We start from the raw sequence: 19,352 nt of genomic DNA, 5'->3' as shown, positions 1-19,352 counted from the left end.
TCAGCCTCGGGTGAGCTTCTTGTACGTGGCGCGGTGCGGACGGGTGGCGTCCGGGCCGAGCCGCTCGATCTTGTTCTTCTCGTAGGACTCGAAGTTGCCCTCGAACCAGAACCACTTCGAGTCGCCCTCGTACGCGAGGATGTGCGTGGCGACCCGGTCCAGGAACCAGCGGTCGTGGGAGACGACCACGGCCGCACCGGGGAATTCGAGGAGCGCGTTCTCCAGGGAGCCCAGGGTCTCGACGTCGAGGTCGTTGGTGGGCTCGTCGAGGAGCAGCAGGTTGCCGCCCTGCTTGAGGGTGAGCGCGAGGTTGAGGCGGTTGCGCTCACCGCCGGAGAGCACGCCGGCCGCCTTCTGCTGGTCCGGGCCCTTGAAGCCGAAGGCGCTGACGTACGCGCGGGACGGCATCTCGACCTGGCCGACGTTGATGTAGTCCAGCTCGTCCGACACGACCGCCCAGAGGCTCTTCTTGGGGTCGATGTTGGCGCGGCCCTGGTCGACGTACGAGATCTTGACGGTCTCGCCGACCTTGATCTCGCCGGAGTCCGGGGCCTCGAGGCCCTGGATCATCTTGAACAGCGTGGTCTTGCCGGCGCCGTTGGGGCCGATGATGCCGACGATGCCGTTGCGGGGCAGGGTGAAGGACAGGTCGTCGATCAGGACCTTGTCACCGAACGCCTTGGAGAGGTTGTTGACCTCGACCACGATCGAGCCCAGACGCGGGCCCGGCGGGATCTGGATCTCCTCGAAGTCCAGCTTGCGCATCTTGTCGGCCTCGGCCGCCATCTCCTCGTAGCGAGCGAGACGGGCCTTGGACTTCGCCTGACGGCCCTTGGCGTTGGAGCGGACCCACTCCAGCTCTTCCTTGAGGCGCTTGGCGCGCTTCTCGTCCTTCTTGCCCTCGACCTTGAGGCGCTCGGCCTTCTTCTCCAGGTAGGTGGAGTAGTTGCCCTCGTAGGGGTGGGCGCGGCCGCGGTCGAGCTCGAGGATCCACTCGGCGACGTTGTCGAGGAAGTAGCGGTCGTGGGTGACGGCCACGACGGCGCCCTTGTACTGGGCGAGGTGCTGCTCCAGCCAGTTCACGGACTCGGCGTCGAGGTGGTTGGTGGGCTCGTCGAGGAGCAGCAGGTCGGGGGCCTCCAGCAGCAGCTTGCAGAGGGCCACGCGGCGCTTCTCACCACCGGAGAGGTTGGTGACCGGCCAGTCGCCGGGCGGGCAGCCCAGCGCGTCCATGGCCTGCTCCAGCTGGGCGTCGAGGTCCCACGCGTTGGCGTGGTCCAGGTCGTCCTGGAGCTTGCCCATCTCCTCCATCAGCTCGTCGGTGTAGTTCGTCGCCATTTCCTCGGCGATCGCGTTGAACCGGTTGAGCTTCTGCTTGATCGGGCCGACGCCGTCCTCGACGTTCTCCAGGACCGTCTTGGACTCGTCGAGCTTCGGCTCCTGCATGAGGATGCCGACGGTGTAGCCGGGCGAGAGGAAGGCGTCGCCGTTGGACGGCTGCTCGATGCCCGCCATGATCTTCAGAACGGTGGACTTACCGGCACCGTTCGGGCCGACCACACCGATCTTCGCCCCGGGCAGGAAGTTCAGGAAGACATCGTCAAGGATCACCTTGTCACCGTGCGCCTTGCGCGTCTTGCGCATGGTGTAGATGTACTCAGCCAAGAGAAACCGTCCGGCAGATCGATGGTGGGCAGATACACCCCATCTTGCCAGTCGTCCACCCCTACGGGCGAATGGGTAGGTCGCCGCGACGGCTCAGCGCAGGCGGAGGGTGCCCGGGGCCCCCTCCTCGATGATCTTCGTGAGGATGTCGAAGAGGGTCGGGCCCCGGCCGCTGCGGGCCTGCGCGAGCTCTTCGGCGACCCGGGCCCGGTTCGTCGGGTGGCAGCGCTCCAGGACGCCCTCCAGGCGGCGGGCGGTCTCCGGGTGGCCGAGGGTCCGGCGGGACACCTCGTGATCGCGCCACTCGACCGTGAAGCCGCCGTCGTCGGGGGTGCCGAAGCCGCCGCGGAGGCAGTCGACGAAGCTGTCCAGGTTCCGCCCGAAACAGCCCCCGGGGCCGTTGACGGCTTCGCCCATCAGCGTCCAGAAGTCGTCCAGCGTCCCGATCCGGCTGCCGTCCAGTACGTAGGTCGTCGTCACGCCGCCCGAGCGTAGCCCCGTGCCCTCCGCGGCGCGGCGTCAGCCGTGGCGGTAGACCGTCAGGGCGTCCGGGAGGGTGTCGAGGACGAGGGCGGGCGGGGCCGGGGTGTACTCGCCGTCGTACGCGAGCGGGGTGTCCGGCGGGATGTCGCCGATGCGCAGGCTCCGCAGGCGGGTGGCCGTGTGGACGGGGGAACGGCTCAGCGGGCCGGTGAACGCGGCGGCGAGCAGGCGCGTGCCGGGGCGGCCGCCGCCGTGGACGAGACGCAGGTCGAGCAGGCCCTCGCCGAGGCCGTCACGCCGGCGGGGGGTCGGTCCGGTGCCGTGGTAGGTGCCGTTGCCGGCGAAGAGCAGCCAGACGCTCCGCGGCCGCCCGGCCAGCCGCAGCCGTACGGGGCGCTCCGCGCGCAGGACCTTCCACGCGGCCAGCAGGGCGGCCGGGCCGCCGCCGATCCGCGGCGCCCAGCGCAGGCGGTGGCGCAGCAGCTCGGGGTAGGCGCCGATGCTGAAGTTGTTCAGGAAGTACCCGGGGCGGCCGTCCTCGGAAGCCGGGCCGGGGGTGAAGCGGCCCACGCTGACGCGGACCGCCCGGCCCGCCGCGACGGCGCGGCAGGTGTCCTCGGCTCCGCCCAGGCCGAGGTCCAGGGCGAAGTGGTTGAGCGTGCCGCCGGGGAACACCGCCAGCGGCACCCCGGCCCGCAGCGCGGCGGTGGCGGCCGCGTTGACCGTGCCGTCGCCGCCGCACACCCCGAGGACGGTGGACCGGGCGGCCGCCGCCGCCAGCTCCGCGGGCAGCTCCGGACCCGCGCACTCGACCACCTCGGCCTTCGGCAGCCGGGCGCGCAGTACGCCGATCCCCGCGTCCGCGGCCGTGCCGGACCCGGTGTTGACCACGACGGTGAGCCCGGCCCCGTCCGGCAGCGCGGGCGCCTCGGCGGCCGTCCGCTCGTCGCCCGGTACGATCCGCGCCTCCTCCACGCCGCGGGCGAGGCGGCGCACGACGAGACCCGCCGCCACGCCCAGCGCCGCCCCGGCGGCCACGTCGGAGGGGTAGTGGACCCCCGTGTACACGCGGGAGAACGCCACCGACACCGCCACCGGGGCCAGTACGGCGCCCCAGCCGGGCGCCCCCAGCGCGAGCCCGGTGGTGAACGCGAACGCGGACGCCGAGTGCCCTGACGGGAAGGAGGTGGTCGTCGGCTGCGTCACGAGCCGCCGGACCTCGGGAACCCCTTCCAGCAGCGGCCGGGGCCGGCGTACGGACCACTTGCCGACCGTGTTCACCGTCGCCGAGGCCAGCGCCAGCGAGGCGGCTCCGCACAGCGCGGCCTTGCGGGCCCCGGTCGAGCCGAGGACCGCGATCGCCGCGGCGGCCCCGCCCCACAGCACGCCGTGGTTGGCGGCCCGGCCCAGCCTCGGCAGCACCCGGTCTCCCGCCGGCCAGTGCCGACGGGCCACGCCGTCGAACAGTGCCCGGTCCCACCGCGCGGCGGCACCCCTCCAGGTCAACTCTTGATCGCCCATTGCCCACGCTTACCCACAGGCGGGCCCTGAAACCGCCCACCCCACCCGCCGACAGCCGAAGCGCCCCCCGTACGGACCAAGCCGCGGCCCTGCCCGGCCCCGGGCGCCCCGTCCGCCGGGAGCGGTCCCGCGGCCGCTGCCCCCGGGCGCCGTACCCGAGGGGATGCGGGCACTCCCTACGCCTGGTCCTCCTCGTCCAGCGGACGCTTGCGCAGGAGCAGGACCACCAGGCCGCCCAGGACCACCAGGCCCACCGCCAGCGAGGCGATGACCGGGGTCGCGGCCGAGCTGCCGCTGGTGGCCAGGCGCTCCTCGTCCTGGCCGGACTCGGGGGAAGCCGCCGCCTCGGCCGCGGCCGAGGCCTGCGTCACGGCCGGCCCGTCGCCGGTGGAGTCCGCCTCCGCGACGACCACCGGCTGCGGCCAGACCGCGCTCGCCGTGGCCGCCATGGCGGACTCGCTGGAGCCGGCCACGATCTGGGCCTGGCTCGGCACCTCGCCGGTGAAGACCCGCCCGACCGGCACCTTCGTGGAGCCCTGGACGGTGACCGAAGCCGAGCCGTCCGGGGTGCCCGCGGGCACCTCGAAGTACAGCCGGCTCCCGTTCGCCGCGGTGGTCACCGGCCGCCCCTCGGCGTCGACCACCCGGACCCCCATCGCCGCGGCCGCCGCGTCCGGGGTGACCGTCACGCTCTGCGCCCCCGTCCGCACGGTGACCGGCCCGAGCCGGGTGCCCACCGGCCCCGACACGCTCCCGGGGTCCAGCCCCAGCGAGGCCGGCGGCTCCGGCAGCTTGCCCGCCGACCGCTGGAGGTAGTCGGCCAGCTTCTCGGCCGCCGGGTCGGCGGCCTCCACCTGGGCCCCGTCCGCCAGCCGCCAGATCGCGACCTGCGTTCCGGCCGCCGCGCTCTCCGCGGTCAGGGCCCCGGCCCCGGCCGCCTTCGCCAGTCCGGCGAGGTCGTTCAGCTGCGGGTAGGAGTGCTCCAGGACCCAGCGGATCCGGCCGGCCTCCCCGTTCCCCGCGAGCAGGCTGCCGCTCCAGCCGCTCTCCGTGTACCGGGCCTGCGGTTGGGCGTTGCCCGTCACTCCGACCCCGTAGGTCTGGAGCATCCCGCCGCCGTCGACCCGCATCTCGTACAGCCCGGCCGGAATCTGACGGACCGACCCGTCCTTGGCGCGCAGCGTGGCCAGCCCGTACGTCTTCAGCCCGTCCAGCACGGCGCTCGCGCCCTCGGACGTCCGGGGCGCGGGAGCCCCGGAGTCGGCGGCCGCCTGCGCGCCCGGTGCTGCGGCCAGGGCCGCGGCCAGCAGCGCCGCCGCCAGCGGCCGCCGCGCGGAGGCCCGTACCGGCGCCACCCCCGCCACAGGCGTAACAGCAGCGGCCGGTGGTGCGGAAGCGTCGGACGCAGTGATGGAAGGAGCAATGGAAGGAGTAAGCGAAGAAGGAGCGGAACCAGGAGCGGAGGATGCGGGAACGGCAATCGACACAGTCTTCCCCTTCGGGCCAATGACCCAGGTGCCCGTGAGTACCGGGGAATCCTAACCGCCTCGAACACTCAGACCACCGCCGCCTTCTGAGTGGCCATCAGTGGCGGGTCCGCCTTGACGACCCGGCGGAATGCCGCCGTCCCCCGATTGAGGTCGTGCCCGATGGCGGTCGCGTCGATGTCCGCCGAGAACCACCGGTTGCCCTCGCCGTCGGGCGGGTCGTCCCTCACCCGCAGCCGCCCGTGCACCACCAGCGGCTCTCCGACCGCGACCGACCCGGCCAGGTTCACCGCGAGCGCGCGCCGCGCCCACACCGTGTAGAAGCTGGTGGGCCCGTCCGCCCACACCTCCTTGCGCCGGTCGTAGTACCGCGGCGTCACGGCGAACCGGAACCGCGCCGACGGCCCGGTCGCCGTCTCCTTGTAGTCGATCTGCGTGGCCACACAACCGACCAGCGTCACCTGGGTGTCGTTCATCCCGGCGGCCCTCCCCCACATCCGTACCCGCACCGATGCCCGTACGGACCATCCGCACGAGGTACGGACCATGCTGGCGCGACCCCCCGGATCCCGCTCCGGCCTGTGGATTACTCGCGGGTTGTGGACAACTTCGTCCCCCCTGCGGCCACCGCCGCGTACTGCTCGCGCACCTCCCGGTAGCGCAGCAGCTCCGCCGCCACCGGCTCCAGCACCCGGGCCCGCCCGCAGCCGGCCGCCGCCTGCCGCAGCCGCCGCTCCGCGTCCTGCCCGTACCGCCGCGCCGGGCCCCGGGCCGCGATCGAGCACGCCCACTCCACCAGCGGCCCGCCGACGATGCCCGCCACCATCAGCAGCACCGGCGGCATCAGGCGTGGTTCCAGCACCCCGACGATCTGCCCGACCAGCCACAGCCCGCCGTAGATCTGCAGCAGGGTCATCGCCGCCTGCGCCAGCACCGCCGCGGGCCACCACGTCGGCCGCGGCGGCCTCGCGCTCGGCACCGTGACCGCCGACCCGAGCGTCACCGCGATCTCGTCCAGCGCCTCCGGAAGCTGCTCGGCACCGCGCACCGCGGTCTCCCGCACCGCCTGTGCCCAGGCGTCGGGCAGCCCGCCCGCCGCCGCGTCGGCGACCGTCCGTACGGCCTGCTCCACCCGCTGACGCGCGGTCACCTCCTCCTCGGCCGGCGCCTCCGCGGCCACCTGGCCCCGGCCGCCGCCGATCACCGCCAGGGCGGCCAGCCCGGCCAGCGTGCGCGGGGCGCGCCGGCTCTCGTACCACCGCCACAGCCTCAGCCACGGCGTGCCGCACGCCTTCCCGGCATTGCGCCGCCAGGCCCGCTCGGCGGCGAGCCCGGCCGCATACGCCCCGACCGCCTCCGCGAGCCGGTCCTCGAACTCGGCGCGCGCCGCCTCCCCGATCTCCGGCGCCGGATGGCCGTCGGCCACGTACAGCGGGCGCAGGCGCCCGGCGGCCCGGTCGACATCGGCGGAGATCCGCCGGGTCGCGGCGCCCTTCTCCTGGGTGAACTGCGCCAGGAGGTCGCGCAGTTCCCCGACGCCCTCGCCGGTCAGCGCCGACAGGCCGAGGACGGTGGCGCCGGGCTCGTCGTGCTCGCCGAGGGCGATGCCGTCGTCGTCGAGCAGCCGCCGCAGGTCGTCCAGTACGAGGTCGGCCGACTCGCCGGGCAGCCGGTCCACCTGGTTCAGCACGACGAACGTCACCTCGGCGTGCCCGGCCAGCGGCCGCAGGTACCGCTCGTGCAGCACGGCGTCGGCGTACTTCTCCGGGTCGACCACCCACACCACCGCGTCGACCAGGGCGAGCACCCGGTCCACGTGGTCGCGGTGGGCGCCGACCGCGGAGTCCAGGTCCGGCAGGTCCACCAGGACCATGCCGCGCAGCGCGCCCGCCTCGGAGGTCTCGCGCGGACGGCGGCGCAGCCGGCCCGGGATCTCCAGGCGGTCGAGCAGCCCGGCCGCGCCGTCGGACCAGCTGCACGCGATGGGCGCGGCGGTCGTCGGCCTGCGCAGACCCGTCTCCGAGATCTGCACTCCGGCGAGTGAATTGAAGAGCGTGGACTTGCCGCTTCCGGTGGCTCCCGCGATCGCGACGACCGTGTGCTGCGTCGACAGCCCGCGCCGCGCGGCCGCCTCGTCGAGCACCCGGCCGGCCTCGGCGAGGGTCTTGCCGTCGAGCCGGGTCCGCGAGAGCCCGACCAGCTGGCGCAGCGCTTCGAGGCGGGTGCGCAGCGCCTGTCCGTCGGGACTGAGCGGCGGCGAGGGCGCCTTGCCCCCGTCGTTGCCGGCGCCGGAGACGGCGCGGATGAGCGCGTCGTCGCTCCCGTCGCCTCCGTCGTCCCCTTCGCCGCGGTCGCCTCCGTCGTCGACGTCGACACCGATACCTGCGCCTGCGCCTGCGCGGCGCGAACGTGCGATGAAACCGTCGTCCCAACGGTCATCGGTGCGGTCGCGGTCGGTCAGAGCGGTCACCGCGTCACCTCTCCTTCTGCAGTAGGGACAGCGCGGCGATCAGCTCGGCCTGCGGTTCCGGCGTCACTTCGAGCGCTTCCAGCGGCGCCAGCCGCCGGTCCCGTTCGGCGCGCAGCACCTCTTCCAGGTGCTCGGCGACCAGTTCGCCGCCCCGGTCGCGCAGTCGTACGGCGGCCTGTACGCCGATCCGCTCGGCGAGCTTCTCCCCGGCGGGACGGGCCCGTTTGCCGCCGAGGAGGGCCGCGACGAGGAGTGCGGCGATCCCGTCCGGGTCGGGGGCGGGCTGCTTGTCGAGCCCGGCGACCTCCTCCTCGGCGAGTTCCTCCAGTACGCGCCGCCAGCGCCGTACGGCCATGCCGATACGTTCCGCCGCCTCCCGGTCGGGTGCGGGCAGCTGCACCGCCCCGGCGGCCGGCTCGCGCCGCCAGGCCTGGGCGATCCGCTCGTCGGCGGCAGCCACGGCGCACTGGAGCAGCGCGGCCAGCGACTCGGCGAGCGAGTCGAGCAATTCGTCGGTGCTCGTGTCGAGGGGGTAGCCGCGCCACCGCGTCAGCGCGTCGCCGGCCAGTACGGCGCCCTGGTCGAGCCGGCCCCGGACCCGCTTGCCCTCCCTCTTGTACGCGTCCTCGACGGCCGAGGTCAGCCGTACGGCGGCGGCGTGCTGGGCCGCGACGGCGGATGCCAGCTCCGGCATCCGGCGCCCCAGCGAGTCCAGCGCGCCGAGAGCGGTCCGCCCGACGGCGTACTGGCGGGCGGCGGGGTCCTGCGCGTGGTGGGCGAGCCACGCGAAGAGGGGGGCGACGGCGCTGGCGGGCAGCAGCCCGCCCCCGCCGGCCGATTCGGGCAGCTCGGGCACCGTGAACCGCGGTACGTCGCCCAGCCCGGCCCGGGTGAGCAGGGCCCCGTACTGGCGCGAGACCTCGGCGAGCACCTGGTGCGGGACCCGGTCGAGGACGATGCCCAGGGTGGCCTTGTACTGCTTGGCGGTGCGCAGCAGGTGCCAGGGGACGGCGTCGGCGTACCGCGAGGCGGTGGTGACCATGACCCAGACGTCGGCGGCGCAGATGAGCTGCGCGGCGAGCATCCGGTTCTCGACCACGAGGGAGTCGATGTCGGGGGCGTCGAGGATGGCGAGCCCGCGCGGGAGGCCGGCGACGGTCTCGATGCGCAGTTCGCGGGTGGCGGCGGTGTTCCCCGATCCGCGGGGGGAGCCGCGGTGGGGTCCGGGGAGGGGGTCGTCCTCGCCGGGCGGGGCCCAGACCCGCATCAGGTCGGGGAGGACGCGCATGCCGGCGAACCAGTGATGATCATCCGGATGGCAGACGAGCACAGGGGTCCGCGTCGTGGGCCGGAGCACTCCGGCTTCACTCACTTGGCGCCCCACGAGGGAGTTGACGAGAGTGGACTTACCGGCCCCGGTGGACCCGCCGACGACGGCGAGCAGCGGCGCCTCGGGCGCCTTCAGCCGGGGTACGAGGTAGTCGTCGAGCTGCGCGAGCAGCTCGGCTCTGGTCTGGCGGGCGCGCGGGGCGCCGGGCAGGGGCAGCGGCAGACGCACGGACGCGACCCGGTCGCGCAGGGCGGACAGGGCATCGAGCAGCTGAGGCCGAACATCCAAGGTCACCACATGCGAAGAATGCCCAATTTGGGACCATTTTTGAAGCTTATACGCCCTCTGCGCGCCGATCGCGAGTCCAGTGGGACCTTTCGGGCACATCGGACGAGTGGGACTCAGGCATAACGAGTGCACAACACCAGGCCCGCCGCGGCGCAAAAGCGGTGCGAGAATCGCACCTGCCTGCGATTATCGGGACCGCTTCACCGAACCTCCACATCGTGGCACGCGGGTGAAGCAACCGGGACAAGGCGGCCGGAGCCCTATCCTTGACCCGGTCCGGACGGCAGCCCCACCCCCACCCCGGGGCTCCAGGCCACCACGGCCACCTTCCGGCCCCCGTAGCTCAGTGGATAGAGCAGGTGCCTTCTAAGCACTTGGCCGCAGGTTCGAGTCCTGCCGGGGGCACTCACCTGAAGACCCTCCCGTGGGAGGGTCTTTCTGCTGTTCAGGGGCGGTTGTCGGCGGCGGGGAGATCTCAGGATTCACCCCCTCGGCGGATGCGGGAGGGTCCGGCGGCGTCCGGCTGGTACCGGGTTCCCGTGGGTGGCTGCGGAGAATGCGCGGTGAAAATCAAGCCCCTGGCACGGCCGGGTCCGGCAGCTCTCCCGCCCTCTCGATCCGCTGCTTGAGGTCGTCCGGCTGGCCGTTGATGCATCGTGCGTACGCGGCCAGTCGCAGCCGTAGTGCCGCGACCTCGAGGACACGCTTGTTCCGCCTGACCGAGCCGGCGGCTGCCGCGGTGCCGTCGAGTTCGCTCCCTGCGGCCCGCAGCAGGGCCTCTAGGCGGCCATCGTGAGGCTGTTGCGCTCCACCCACCGCAGGATCACGGCGAACTCCGGGAAGCCCGCCGCTTCTGGCGCCAGTCGCAGAAGGTGGACTTCGAGACCTTCAGCTCAGCGCAGACTTCGACGATGCTCAGCTCTTCTTCGGGCGTGCGCGCCACGGTCAGGGGCCGGAAGTCCTCGCCGGCGTAGAGCTGGGCGAGGGCGTGCAGCCACTCCGTGGAGGCCATCCGCACTTCCTCGCCCGGATCGAGGGTGGCGGCGTGCTTGAGGACGGCCTGGGCGAGGAGGTCGCCTTCGATGACGTCGTCGTTGAGGTCGTCGAGGCTGGCCCGGTAGGCGTTCAGCGCGCTGAGGCCGGTGGCGGTGTCGAGCTGGGCGCAGGGGTGAGCGAAGTCGCCCATCCGCCTACGTAAAGCCGTTCTGTCGCTTTCAGCGACCCCTCCATGCGGGCGTACGGAACCCGCCCCGATTTGTCGAGCAGAAGTCCATGCAGCTGGCAATGTCGATCAACAAGCGGATACGGAAAGGGCGGCCTGGCATGAGAAATGATAGATGTACGCATCGCCTCCAGACGCCCACACGGAGAGTGCATACGATGCTGAACATTCACTTGCCCTCGCTAAAGTGCGATCAGACCACCAGCGACGCTTTGGCCGGCTACGAGGACATCACACTCGGCCTGGACCGGCAGGCAGGCGTGGGACCTTGGTGGCTTTCCGCCGGCGACCGAATCAACTTCGACAGATACAGCCCCGGCCATATCCCTGACACGGAAGAGAATTACCGGACCATTTCACTCGAACACGCCGGGACCTTCTAATTCGACGATCTGAGCTAACGACCTCGGGCACGGTTGTAGGTGAGTCGTCGAGGATCACGCTTTGGTTCAGCGACGCCTCAGCTCTTCGGCGGGCGCCCCGGACGCAGGCTGGCTCAGGCATGTCCCCCGTGTGAACCTGGGCTCCAAGAGTGGGGGAATCGCTACCGTGGAGCCCAAACGGAGATGAGGGGGTCTCGTGGCCGACTATGCAGCGCATGCCCACAAGGCGCAGGAGCTGTTGGAAGCGAGCGAGAAGTGGGCGAAGGGCCGGCTCAGTGCCGATCAGCTCATTGCCAGCGCTCAGGTTGAGGCCCTGCTCGCCCTCGCCGCGGCGGTCGCGCGTCGGGATGGCTCCTCGGGCTACATCGTTGATCAACTGAGTTAGCTGCGTCCGTGGTCTGCGGCCTGTACGTGGACTGGAGTGGCCAGGCAAGGTGCTGGTAGTCGTTTGGACTGCCGGAACGCGTGAGACGCACGGGCCCTCCCCACCGGGGAGGGCTTTTGCGTGGGCCGGATCCTTTCGGTCCCGGGCGTGGGCGGCTCGCGGTGCCCTGGTGTGGGTGGGGGTGGGTGCGGGAGGGTGGGGGGATGGCGGACGGAGCTGTGGAGCGGGCGCGGTCGTTCGGGGCGGCGGCCGGGCGGTACGGGGAGTACCGGCCCTCGTATCCCGACGCGCTGCTGGATGCCTTGGAGGAGGTTTCCGGGGTGGCGCTGGCCGGGGCCCGGGTCGCCGATGTGGGGGCCGGGACCGGGATCGCCACCGGGTTGCTCCACGCCCGCGGGGCGCGGGTCGTCGGGGTCGAGCCGGGGGCGGGCATGGCCGCGGAGTTCCGGCGGCGCCACCCGCGCGTTCCGCTCGTACGGGGGGACGGGGACCGGCTGCCGTTCGCGTCCGGGTCCCTCGACCTCCTCGCGTACGCGCAGTCCTGGCACTGGACCGATCCGGCCCGCTCCGGGCCGGAAGCCCTGCGGGTGCTGCGGCCCGGCGGGGCCTTGGCCGTCTGGTCGAACGACCCCGACACCGGCGTCGGTTGGATCGCCGACCAGCAGGCACGGATCGAGGAGCGGTTCGGTCCCGGTTGGTACGTCAACGAGCATCCCCGGTCGCAGAGCGGCTTGGAGTTCGCCACCCGGCTGCTGCCCTGGTCCCGCCGGATCACGGTCGACGCCCATCTCGGCAAGTTGGCGACCCACTCCCTCTTCCTCATCGGACGGTCCGGGACCGACGAGTTCCTGGACGAGGAGAGGGACCGCCTGCTCCGGCTGTTTCCCGAAGGGATCGTCCACGAGCACTACCTCGTCGACCTGCGGGTCGCGCGGGTGGACCCGGCCTGATCCGAAAGGCGCCCCCTAGCCGAAGCGGCCCTGGACGTAGTCCGACGTGCGGGGGTCCGTCGGGGTGGAGAACATCGCCTGCGTGGGGCCGTGTTCGACGATGCGGCCCGGAGTGCCCTGTTCCGCCAGGAAGAAGGCGCACTGGTCGGAGACGCGGGCCGCCTGCTGCATGTTGTGCGTGACGATCACGATGGTGACCTCTTCGGCCAGTTCCCGGATCGTCTCCTCGATGCGGCGCGTGGAGGTCGGGTCCAGCGCCGAGCAGGGCTCGTCCATCAGCAGGATCTGCGGGCGCACCGCCAGGGAGCGGGCGATGCACAGGCGCTGCTGCCGGCCGCCCGAGAGGGCGCCGCCCGGCTGGCGGAGGCGGTCGCGGACCTCCTTCCACAGACCGGCCTTCGTGAGGCACTCCTCCACCAGGTCGTCCTTCTCGGCCCCCGAAGCGCGCGTCCCCGTGAGTTTCAGGCCCGCCGTCACGTTGTCGTAGACCGACATCGCCGGGAAGGGGTTCGGCTTCTGGAAGACCATGCCGATGCGGCGGCGGGCATCGGTGAGGCGGCGGCCACGGGCGTAGATGTCCTCGCCGTCCAGCAGTACCGCCCCCGCCAGTTCGGCGCCCGGGATCAGCTCGTGCATCCGGTTCAGGATGCGCAGGAACGTGGACTTGCCGCAGCCCGAGGGGCCGATCAGCGCCGTCACCCGGCCGCCGGGCATGGTCAGCGAGACCCGGCTCAGCACCTTGCGGCCGCCGAACCAGGCCGAGATGTCCCGGGCGTCCAGGGAGGAGGATCCCGCGGCCGGGGACACGGCGGGCAGTTCGATGGTCTGGGACATCACGGCCTCGTTCACAGGAGGTTGGGCAGGAGGAGGGCGGCCTGGTCGGCGGCCGCGAGGCCGAGGGCGGCCAGTACGGGGACCCCCACCAGCCAGGTGTGCCCGCGGCTCCAGCGGACCCGGGCCCAGGCCAGCGCGGCGGCGGCGAGCAGCAGCGCCTGCCCCCACAGCACCAGCGGCAGCCAGGCCGAGGCCTGGCCCGCCATCGGCGCCTCGGCGGCGGGGAGCCGCCCCGGCATGCGCCCGCCGGACTGCTGCGGGGGCGAGACGAGTTCGGCGTCGACCTGGAGGACCCCGCCGGGCATGTACGGGGTCCCGCTCGCGGTCATCAGCGTCAGCCGGCCCGCACCCGCAGCGAGCTTGGCGGGCTTCGGGTCCCCGGCGCGCCGGACGCCCAGCACCCGGTACTCGTGCTCCCCCTGGCCGGTCGTGACGGTGAGGCTCTCGCCCCGCTCCAGGTCGCCGATGTGCCCGAACGGGCCGCCGTACCCGGCCTGCCGGCCCATCAGGATGCTGGTGCCGGGCTGTCCGGGCAGCACGGTGTCACGGCGATGGCCGGGCTCCGAGGCCAGCGTCCCGGCGGAGGTCCCTTCCCGGACGACCTCCTTGACGCCGATCTGCGGGATGGCGATCAGCGCGCGAAAAGTGGCCGGTCCCGCCCGAGGGGGGTCGGGCGGGACCGGAGATCAAGGGGCGTCTGGGTTGATCACGGGTGCGTTCAGGCGGCGGGCGCGTCCTGCGGGGAGACGCCGAAGGCCTTGACCGCCTGGTAGTAGGTCCAGGCGGTGCTGTCGCAGGAGCCCTTCTTCACACCCGAGTACGCCGAGCAGACGCGCTTGAGGTCGGCGTAGAGGGCATCGTCCAGCCTCGCCTTGTTGGCCGAAAATACACCTGCGACCTTGTAGTTGCGGTAGCCGAAGTCGTGTCGGGCGCAGGACGTCTGGAAGGGGAAGCCGAAGGGGTTGTCGGGCGAGGAGGAGCAGTAGTCGGTCGACCAGTCGAACCCGTACGCCGACCACTTGCCCTGGTTGCCGCGCGCGGCGACCCAGGCGTTGTAGCTGGTGGCGCTGGTCTGCGTCCAACCGCTCAGGACCTGCGGCTTGTCGGCCGGGACCGCCGACGCGGGGGTGGCGGCGACGAGCACACCGGCCGCGGCCGCCGATGCGAGGAGGGGAACGAGACGACGGCGCATGGCATTCCTCCAGGACGGGGTGGGGGGCCGCCCGGAGGTACCCCCGGTACGGCGTCGGTCCCACCCTCGGGGGGCCTCCTATCGCCGCCGCTTAACGCCGCTATAACGCGGCTCGCCGGGTGCGGGTGTCGGGTTCGGGTGCGGACAAGGAGCGTGCTTTCGCGGCCGGTTGCCGGCCGGTGCAGCTCTCAGGTAGCACGCGGCATCAGACCTACGGCAGAGAACGGGTTCGTCCTGCGGAGGGACGCGCGAGGGGGTGGGACGGGCGAGACTGGATCACATGAACCGCCGTCCCCTCGTCATCGCCGCCGCCACCGTGGGAGTCGTCGCCACCGCCGCCCTGGCGCTGCCCAACCTCCCGCCCAACCCGCTGACCGACTCCATCAACGACCGGGTCTTCGAGGAGAAGAGCAAGCACTTCGCGACCGCCGCCGACGCGCCCACCCGCGGCAACGAGGCGTTCGCGCTGCCGTCCTGGGTGCCCAAGGACGCCACCGACATACGCATACGGGCGCGCACCACCGGCGAGGCCAGGCTGATCCGCTTCACGCTCGGAGCGACCCCGCTGGACGGCCCGCAGTGCACGGCGGGCACGCCGAAGGACCTGGGCGGGCGGCGGCTGAACGCGAAGTGGTGGCCGCACGGCACCCGGGCCGAGGAGCGGCCCGAATGCCGGGACGTCCACCAGTACCAGGTGGCGGTGCGCGGCAAGCGCGTCTACGCCTGGACCGACGGCTCCCCCTCCCCGGGCTCCCGGCCGCAGGACAACCCCCCGGCCACGGCCCACGCCCGCAGCCGGGGCTAGGAGGTGCGGACAGGGGCTGGGCCGACACCTCCTCGCTCCCGAACGGCGCTCGTCTAGGCTCATCGGGTGAGTACGTACGTGAACCGACTCGGCGCGGACACCCCGCTGATCGGCGAGTCCCCGGAGGGGACCGCCGTGGCGGTGTGGTCCCTGGACACCACGCTCGACGTGGTCGGCGGCCACCGGATCGAGGAGGCGCTGCCGCTCCTGGACACGGGCGAACAGGAGCGGGCCGGGCGGCTGCTGCGGGCCGGCGACCGGCACCGGTACCTCGCCTCCCACGTGGGACTGCGGGTGCTGCTCGGCGGCTACCTCGGGCTGGCTCCGCAGGAGGTCGTGCTGGTCCGGGAGGACTGCCCGTGCTGCGACGGCCCGCACGGGCGGCCGGCGGTGGCGGGGGGCGCGGTGCAATTCTCGCTCTCGCACAGCGAGGACCTGGCCTACCTCGCGTTCGCGGCGGTGCCCGTCGGGGTCGACGTGGAGGCGGTGCCGAGCGCGGCGGCGGTGGCGGACGTACTGAACACCCTGCACCCGGCGGAGACGGCGGAGCTGTCCGCGCTGCCCGCACAGGAGCGGGCGGGGGCGCTGGCCCGCCTGTGGTCGCGCAAGGAGGCCTACTTCAAGGGCACGGGCACCGGCCTGGCCCTGGGCCTGGCCGAGCCCTACGTCGGCTCGGGCCCCACCCCGTCCCCGGTACCCGGCTGGCACCTCACGGACCTCCCGGCTCCCGCCCCGTACGCGGCGGCCCTGGCCCTCCGCACCTGACGCCGGACGCACCTGACGCACGGGAGGTGCCGGACGCACCGGACGCACCGGGCGCGCCTCAAGCAGGGCGGATCGCCCGGGGCGCGGGTGCCGTCGCCCGCCACGCCGTGTCGCAATCAAGGTCTCCCCTCGTCACCCGGCCATTATCGTGACCGCCATGGACATCCGCCCCGCCCGAACCGTCGCCGAACTCCAGGCCGCAGAGGGGCTCTTCGACGGCCCCGCCCGACTCGACTGGTCCGAGAGCTTCCTCTCCGCGCCGGGACACCTGATGCTCATCGCCTACGTGGACGACATCCCCGCCGGCATGGTCTCCGGGGTCGAGATGAGCCACCCCGACAAGGGCACCGAGATGTGCCTGTACGAGCTCTCCGTCGACGAGGGCTACCGGCGCCGCGGCATCGGCCGCGCCCTGACCACGGCCCTCGCCGACGAGGCCAAGGCGCGCGGCTGCTACGGCATGTGGGTGGGTGTCGACACCGACAACGAGGCCGCCCTGGCCACCTACGCCTCCGCCGGCTCCCGAGACGAGGGCGTCTTCGCGATGCGCGGCTGGCCCTTCACCGGCTGACACCCGTCTTCCCGATCACACCGGGGACCCGTTCGGCGGCGTGTCGTGGGGCCAGTCGGCGCACCCTCCGCGCGGGCGGGGCGCGACTCGCCGAGCATCGGGCGCATGACCGCATTCACCGCGCTGATCCCGGCCGCCGCCGCCCTGCTGGCGGCGGCCACCGCTCTGCCACCGCACCCCGCACCCGCCGCCGAGACCGCGAGCGACACCGCCCCGTACGTCGTCGTCCTCAAGGACACCACCTCCCGCGCCCCGACCCGGGCCCTGGCCGCGGAGGCCGCGGGCTCCGGCGACCAGGTCGGGGACGTCTACGAGACCGTCCTCAGCGGCTTCGCCGTCCGCACCACCGCCGCCCGCGCCAAGGCCCTGGCCGCCGACCCCCGGGTGGCCTCGGTGGAACCGGACGCCGAGTTCCGGATCAGCGACGCCGAGAGCCCGGCGCCCTGGCCCCTGGACCGGATCGACCAGGCAGCGCTCCCGCTCGACGGCTCGTACACGTACGCCACCACCGCGCGGGGCGTCACCGCGTACGTCGTGGACACCGGGATCTACACGAGCCACCAGGAGTTCGGCGGCCGGGCCCGGGTCGGCTACAACGGGGTCTTCCTGGAGACCTCCAGCGACTGCAACGGCCACGGCACGCACGTCGCGGGAACGTTGGGCGGGGCGACGTACGGGGTGGCGAAGGGGGTCTCCCTCGTCGGCGTCAAGGTCGCCAACTGCAAGGGCTCCGCCTCCCTGACCTCCATCCTGGGCGGTCTGGAGTGGATGGTGAAGGACGCCGCCAAGGCCCCCGGCACCCCCGCCGTCGCCAACATGAGCATGGGCGGCACCCGCAGCTACGCCCTCGACGCGGCGGTGGCGCGGGCGGTCGCCGCCGGGATCACCTTCACCGTCGCCGCCGGCAACTCCGCCGACGACGCCTGCACCGGCTCCCCCGCCGCCGCCCCCTCGGCGCTCACGATCGGCGCGGCAGACGCCGCCGACCAGTGGGCCCCGTTCTCCAGCTACGGCCGCTGCGTGGACCTCGTCGCGCCGGGCGTCTCCGTCACCTCCGCCTGGAAGGGCTCGGCGACCACCCTCGCCCGCGCCTCCGGCACCTCCATGGCGGCCCCCCACGCGGCGGGCGTCGCCGCCCTGATCCTGGCCGAGGGCATCGCGGCGGGCGGTACGGCGAAGACCCCCGCCGAGGTCTCCGCCGAACTGCTGCAGGACGCCGTACGGGACCGCCTCACCGGGGTCCCGGCCGGCACGGCCAACCTCCTCCTGCACCACCCGCCCGCCTAGGGGGTGCGTTTTCGGGTCACGCCGGTCACGCCGGCGGGCTTGACCGGCGTGACCGGCGTGACCCGAAAGAACCCGTACGCCCCGCCCAACCCACCCGCCCGCACCGCCCCGCACTCCTGACGACCCGGCCTGATGGGACATCAATTTCTGTGTGCTTCGGGCGAAAGCAAGCCATTGACTTCTCATCACCGCGACGCGTCAATGTCGGCCACCGCACCGGCTCGGCCTCCCCCACACAGCGGGTGGGGGGAGGGGTTCGTCTGACGAAGGAGTCGCGACCCAGTGAGTACAACGTTCCGACGAAGAATTCTGGCCGGGGCGGGCGCCCTGTCCCTCGCGCTGACGGGCGGTGTGGTGGGCCTGACCGGCACCGCCCAGGCGGCGACCGTGACCACCCCCGTCTTCGAGAACTGCGACGCTCCGGCACCGCAGCCGGACGGTTCGGGCAACCAGAACTACACGATCACCCTGCCCGGCACGGCCAAGGCCGGCGACGTCGTACCGATCACGATCGACCCGGGTGCGAGCCCGCTGATCCCCGGCTTCTCCGTCACGACGGTGAACACCACCAAGATCACCCTCAAGGTGGGCACGACCACCCAGGTCGTCACCAGCCCGCCCGAGACCGTCAGCGTCGTCGCCGGCACCCCGCTCGACCCGAAGTCCTTCTCCGGAACCATCAAGATCCCGGACGGCACCGAGGGCACCGCGGTCGACGTCAAGCTCGACCTGGCGGTCACCGACGCGGACCTCAGCGGTTCCGTCTTCACCACGACCTGCACCCCGGCTCCCCGCCCGAGCGCCACGCTCGGCTCGGTCTCCGTCGAGGCGCTGCCCAAGGACCCGGTCACCACCAAGCTGACGCCCAACAGCGGCAAGGCCGGCACGGCCGTCGCCGTCAGCGGCGCCAACTTCCCGGCCGGCCCCGTCACCTGCTCCGCCCTCCTCGCGGGCGCGGCGACCGGTGACACCGGCACCGGTACGGCGGACGCGAGCGGCGCCGCCACCTGCAACATCACGGTCACCAAGAAGGCCGACGCCATCAAGATCGACGGCTCTATCACCCCGTACAAGTCCTTCGTCTACCTGGAGGACCAGGCGGGCGTGAAGAACCCGGTCGACATCGAGGTCCTCCCCGGCCCGCTGGCGCTCGGCCCGAAGGACGGCCAGCCGGCCGTCGCCTTCCCCTCGGTCACCATCAACGGCAAGGCCCAGTCGGTGGTCGGCGTGTTCAACGCCGCGGCCGTCCAGGACTTCCGCGGCGGGACCCTCGGCTGGGACGTGACGGCGACCCGTACGCCGTTCCTGAACCAGACGACCGGCCACTCGATGGCGAAGGCGCAGATCGGCATCCAGCCGTCCTGCACCGTGACCAACCCGGACAGCCCGAGCACCTGCACCGCGGGCACGCCCGGCGCGATCTCCGAGACCCCGATGAAGGTGGCCTCGCAGGCGGCCGGCGGGGACGAGCTGACCGGTGGTGAGTTCGCCGTAGGCGGCGCCGGGATGATCCAGCTCCCGCCGTTCATGTTCGCCGACACCTACCAGACGGTCGTCACCTTCTCGATCGCCTGACCCGGCAGGAACAGCGCACCCGGGGTGGGGGGGGGGGGGGGGGGGCGCCCCGCCCCCCCCCGCCCCCCCCCCCCCCCCCCGCGCCCCCCCCCCCCCCCCCCCCCCCCCCCCCCCCCCCCCCCCCCCCCCCCCCCCCAGT

Annotated in this window: 18 protein-coding genes, 1 tRNA gene and 1 pseudogene; 9 read left to right on the top strand and 11 right to left on the bottom strand. The window is 73.0% G+C overall.

The genetic code is table 11. The features are described 5' to 3' along the window. The 7 genes from ettA to ACFYZS_RS13730 all read right to left on the bottom strand — a co-directional run bounded on the left by ettA (position 1) and on the right by ACFYZS_RS13730 (position 9,244). Positions 1-1,665: an energy-dependent translational throttle protein EttA gene (gene ettA / locus ACFYZS_RS13760; protein WP_389010877.1), complete on the bottom strand. Its 1,665-nt coding sequence runs from the start codon at positions 1,663-1,665 to the stop codon at positions 1-3. Between the two features lie 93 nt (positions 1,666-1,758). Further along, the gene (locus ACFYZS_RS13755) at positions 1,759-2,145 is read right to left on the bottom strand and encodes a barstar family protein (protein WP_389010874.1); all 387 of its coding nucleotides are present in this window, start codon (positions 2,143-2,145) and stop codon (positions 1,759-1,761) included. A gap of 39 nt (positions 2,146-2,184) precedes the next feature. Continuing rightward, positions 2,185-3,669 carry a bifunctional phosphatase PAP2/diacylglycerol kinase family protein gene (locus ACFYZS_RS13750; RefSeq protein ID WP_389010871.1) on the bottom strand — a complete coding sequence of 495 codons (1,485 nt, stop codon included), beginning with the start codon at positions 3,667-3,669 and terminating at the stop codon, positions 2,185-2,187. Positions 3,670-3,845: 176 nt separating this feature from the next. Beyond that, complete coding sequence (locus ACFYZS_RS13745; protein ID WP_389010868.1) at positions 3,846-5,033, bottom strand: thioester domain-containing protein; 1,188 nt, start codon at positions 5,031-5,033, stop codon at positions 3,846-3,848. A 191-nt stretch (positions 5,034-5,224) separates the two neighbouring features. Next, positions 5,225-5,632: a single-stranded DNA-binding protein gene (locus tag ACFYZS_RS13740; RefSeq protein ID WP_389010865.1), complete on the bottom strand. Its 408-nt coding sequence runs from the start codon at positions 5,630-5,632 to the stop codon at positions 5,225-5,227. Positions 5,633-5,742: 110 nt separating this feature from the next. Beyond that, positions 5,743-7,626 carry a GTPase gene (locus tag ACFYZS_RS13735; protein ID WP_389010862.1) on the bottom strand — a complete coding sequence of 628 codons (1,884 nt, stop codon included), beginning with the start codon at positions 7,624-7,626 and terminating at the stop codon, positions 5,743-5,745. Positions 7,627-7,630: 4 nt separating this feature from the next. Then, positions 7,631-9,244 (bottom strand): ATP-binding protein, encoded by a 1,614-nt coding sequence (locus tag ACFYZS_RS13730; protein WP_389010859.1) that lies wholly within the window; start codon positions 9,242-9,244, stop codon positions 7,631-7,633. A 332-nt stretch (positions 9,245-9,576) separates the two neighbouring features. Between ACFYZS_RS13730 and ACFYZS_RS13725 the strand changes: the two genes are divergently transcribed. Continuing rightward, a tRNA-Arg gene (locus ACFYZS_RS13725) sits at positions 9,577-9,649 on the top strand. A gap of 541 nt (positions 9,650-10,190) precedes the next feature. Here ACFYZS_RS13725 and ACFYZS_RS13720 read toward each other — a convergent pair. Next, positions 10,191-10,433, bottom strand: a pseudogene (locus ACFYZS_RS13720) (ATP-binding protein); the annotation flags it as partial. A gap of 191 nt (positions 10,434-10,624) precedes the next feature. Between ACFYZS_RS13720 and ACFYZS_RS13715 the strand changes: the two are divergent. From ACFYZS_RS13715 to ACFYZS_RS13705, 3 genes are all read left to right on the top strand, one after another. After that, complete coding sequence (locus ACFYZS_RS13715) at positions 10,625-10,849, top strand: hypothetical protein (protein WP_389010856.1); 225 nt, start codon at positions 10,625-10,627, stop codon at positions 10,847-10,849. Between the two features lie 196 nt (positions 10,850-11,045). Next, positions 11,046-11,234 carry a hypothetical protein gene (locus ACFYZS_RS13710; RefSeq protein ID WP_389010853.1) on the top strand — a complete coding sequence of 63 codons (189 nt, stop codon included), beginning with the start codon at positions 11,046-11,048 and terminating at the stop codon, positions 11,232-11,234. 203 nt (positions 11,235-11,437) lie between these two features. After that, positions 11,438-12,184 (top strand): class I SAM-dependent methyltransferase, encoded by a 747-nt coding sequence (locus tag ACFYZS_RS13705; protein WP_389010850.1) that lies wholly within the window; start codon positions 11,438-11,440, stop codon positions 12,182-12,184. Between the two features lie 15 nt (positions 12,185-12,199). Here ACFYZS_RS13705 and ACFYZS_RS13700 read toward each other — a convergent pair whose 3' ends face one another. From ACFYZS_RS13700 to ACFYZS_RS13690, 3 genes are all read right to left on the bottom strand, one after another. Further along, entirely contained in the window at positions 12,200-13,018 is an 819-nt protein-coding gene (locus tag ACFYZS_RS13700; RefSeq protein WP_389010847.1) for a phosphate ABC transporter ATP-binding protein, read from the bottom strand. An 11-nt stretch (positions 13,019-13,029) separates the two neighbouring features. Beyond that, entirely contained in the window at positions 13,030-13,644 is a 615-nt protein-coding gene (locus ACFYZS_RS13695) for a sortase (protein WP_389011655.1), read from the bottom strand. Positions 13,645-13,736: 92 nt separating this feature from the next. Beyond that, entirely contained in the window at positions 13,737-14,210 is a 474-nt protein-coding gene (locus ACFYZS_RS13690; RefSeq protein WP_389010844.1) for a phospholipase, read from the bottom strand. Positions 14,211-14,490: 280 nt separating this feature from the next. Here ACFYZS_RS13690 and ACFYZS_RS13685 point away from each other — a divergent pair, with 280 nt between their 5' ends. The 5 genes from ACFYZS_RS13685 (at position 14,491) to ACFYZS_RS13665 (ending at position 19,213) form a co-directional block, all read left to right on the top strand. Further along, the gene (locus ACFYZS_RS13685) at positions 14,491-15,015 is read left to right on the top strand and encodes a hypothetical protein (RefSeq protein ID WP_389010841.1); all 525 of its coding nucleotides are present in this window, start codon (positions 14,491-14,493) and stop codon (positions 15,013-15,015) included. Positions 15,016-15,081: 66 nt separating this feature from the next. After that, positions 15,082-15,780, top strand: a complete 699-nt coding sequence (locus tag ACFYZS_RS13680) for a 4'-phosphopantetheinyl transferase family protein (RefSeq protein WP_389010838.1) — start codon at positions 15,082-15,084, stop codon at positions 15,778-15,780. A 157-nt stretch (positions 15,781-15,937) separates the two neighbouring features. Next, positions 15,938-16,351 carry a GNAT family N-acetyltransferase gene (locus tag ACFYZS_RS13675; protein WP_389010835.1) on the top strand — a complete coding sequence of 138 codons (414 nt, stop codon included), beginning with the start codon at positions 15,938-15,940 and terminating at the stop codon, positions 16,349-16,351. Between the two features lie 105 nt (positions 16,352-16,456). Continuing rightward, positions 16,457-17,638: a S8 family serine peptidase gene (locus ACFYZS_RS13670; RefSeq protein ID WP_389010832.1), complete on the top strand. Its 1,182-nt coding sequence runs from the start codon at positions 16,457-16,459 to the stop codon at positions 17,636-17,638. Between the two features lie 282 nt (positions 17,639-17,920). Continuing rightward, positions 17,921-19,213: a hypothetical protein gene (locus tag ACFYZS_RS13665; RefSeq protein WP_389010829.1), complete on the top strand. Its 1,293-nt coding sequence runs from the start codon at positions 17,921-17,923 to the stop codon at positions 19,211-19,213. Positions 19,214-19,352 lie beyond the last annotated feature (139 nt).

It is taken from the genome of Streptomyces sp. NPDC001903, assembly GCF_042891345.1.
Lineage (GTDB): Bacteria > Actinomycetota > Actinomycetes > Streptomycetales > Streptomycetaceae > Streptomyces.
Note: the sequence above shows the minus strand (reverse complement) of the source record. Positions and strands in the feature narration are given on the sequence as shown.

Coding starts and splice junctions, on each gene's coding strand:
- ACFYZS_RS13750 (WP_389010871.1), bottom strand. CDS start 3,669: ATGGGCGATCAAGAGTTGACCTGGAGGGGTGCCGCCGCGCGGTGGGAC.
- ACFYZS_RS13740 (WP_389010865.1), bottom strand. CDS start 5,632: ATGAACGACACCCAGGTGACGCTGGTCGGTTGTGTGGCCACGCAGATC.
- ACFYZS_RS13715 (WP_389010856.1), top strand. CDS start 10,625: ATGCTGAACATTCACTTGCCCTCGCTAAAGTGCGATCAGACCACCAGC.
- ACFYZS_RS13705 (WP_389010850.1), top strand. CDS start 11,438: ATGGCGGACGGAGCTGTGGAGCGGGCGCGGTCGTTCGGGGCGGCGGCC.
- ACFYZS_RS13700 (WP_389010847.1), bottom strand. CDS start 13,018: ATGTCCCAGACCATCGAACTGCCCGCCGTGTCCCCGGCCGCGGGATCC.
- ACFYZS_RS13690 (WP_389010844.1), bottom strand. CDS start 14,210: ATGCGCCGTCGTCTCGTTCCCCTCCTCGCATCGGCGGCCGCGGCCGGT.
- ACFYZS_RS13685 (WP_389010841.1), top strand. CDS start 14,491: ATGAACCGCCGTCCCCTCGTCATCGCCGCCGCCACCGTGGGAGTCGTC.
- ACFYZS_RS13675 (WP_389010835.1), top strand. CDS start 15,938: ATGGACATCCGCCCCGCCCGAACCGTCGCCGAACTCCAGGCCGCAGAG.
- ACFYZS_RS13670 (WP_389010832.1), top strand. CDS start 16,457: ATGACCGCATTCACCGCGCTGATCCCGGCCGCCGCCGCCCTGCTGGCG.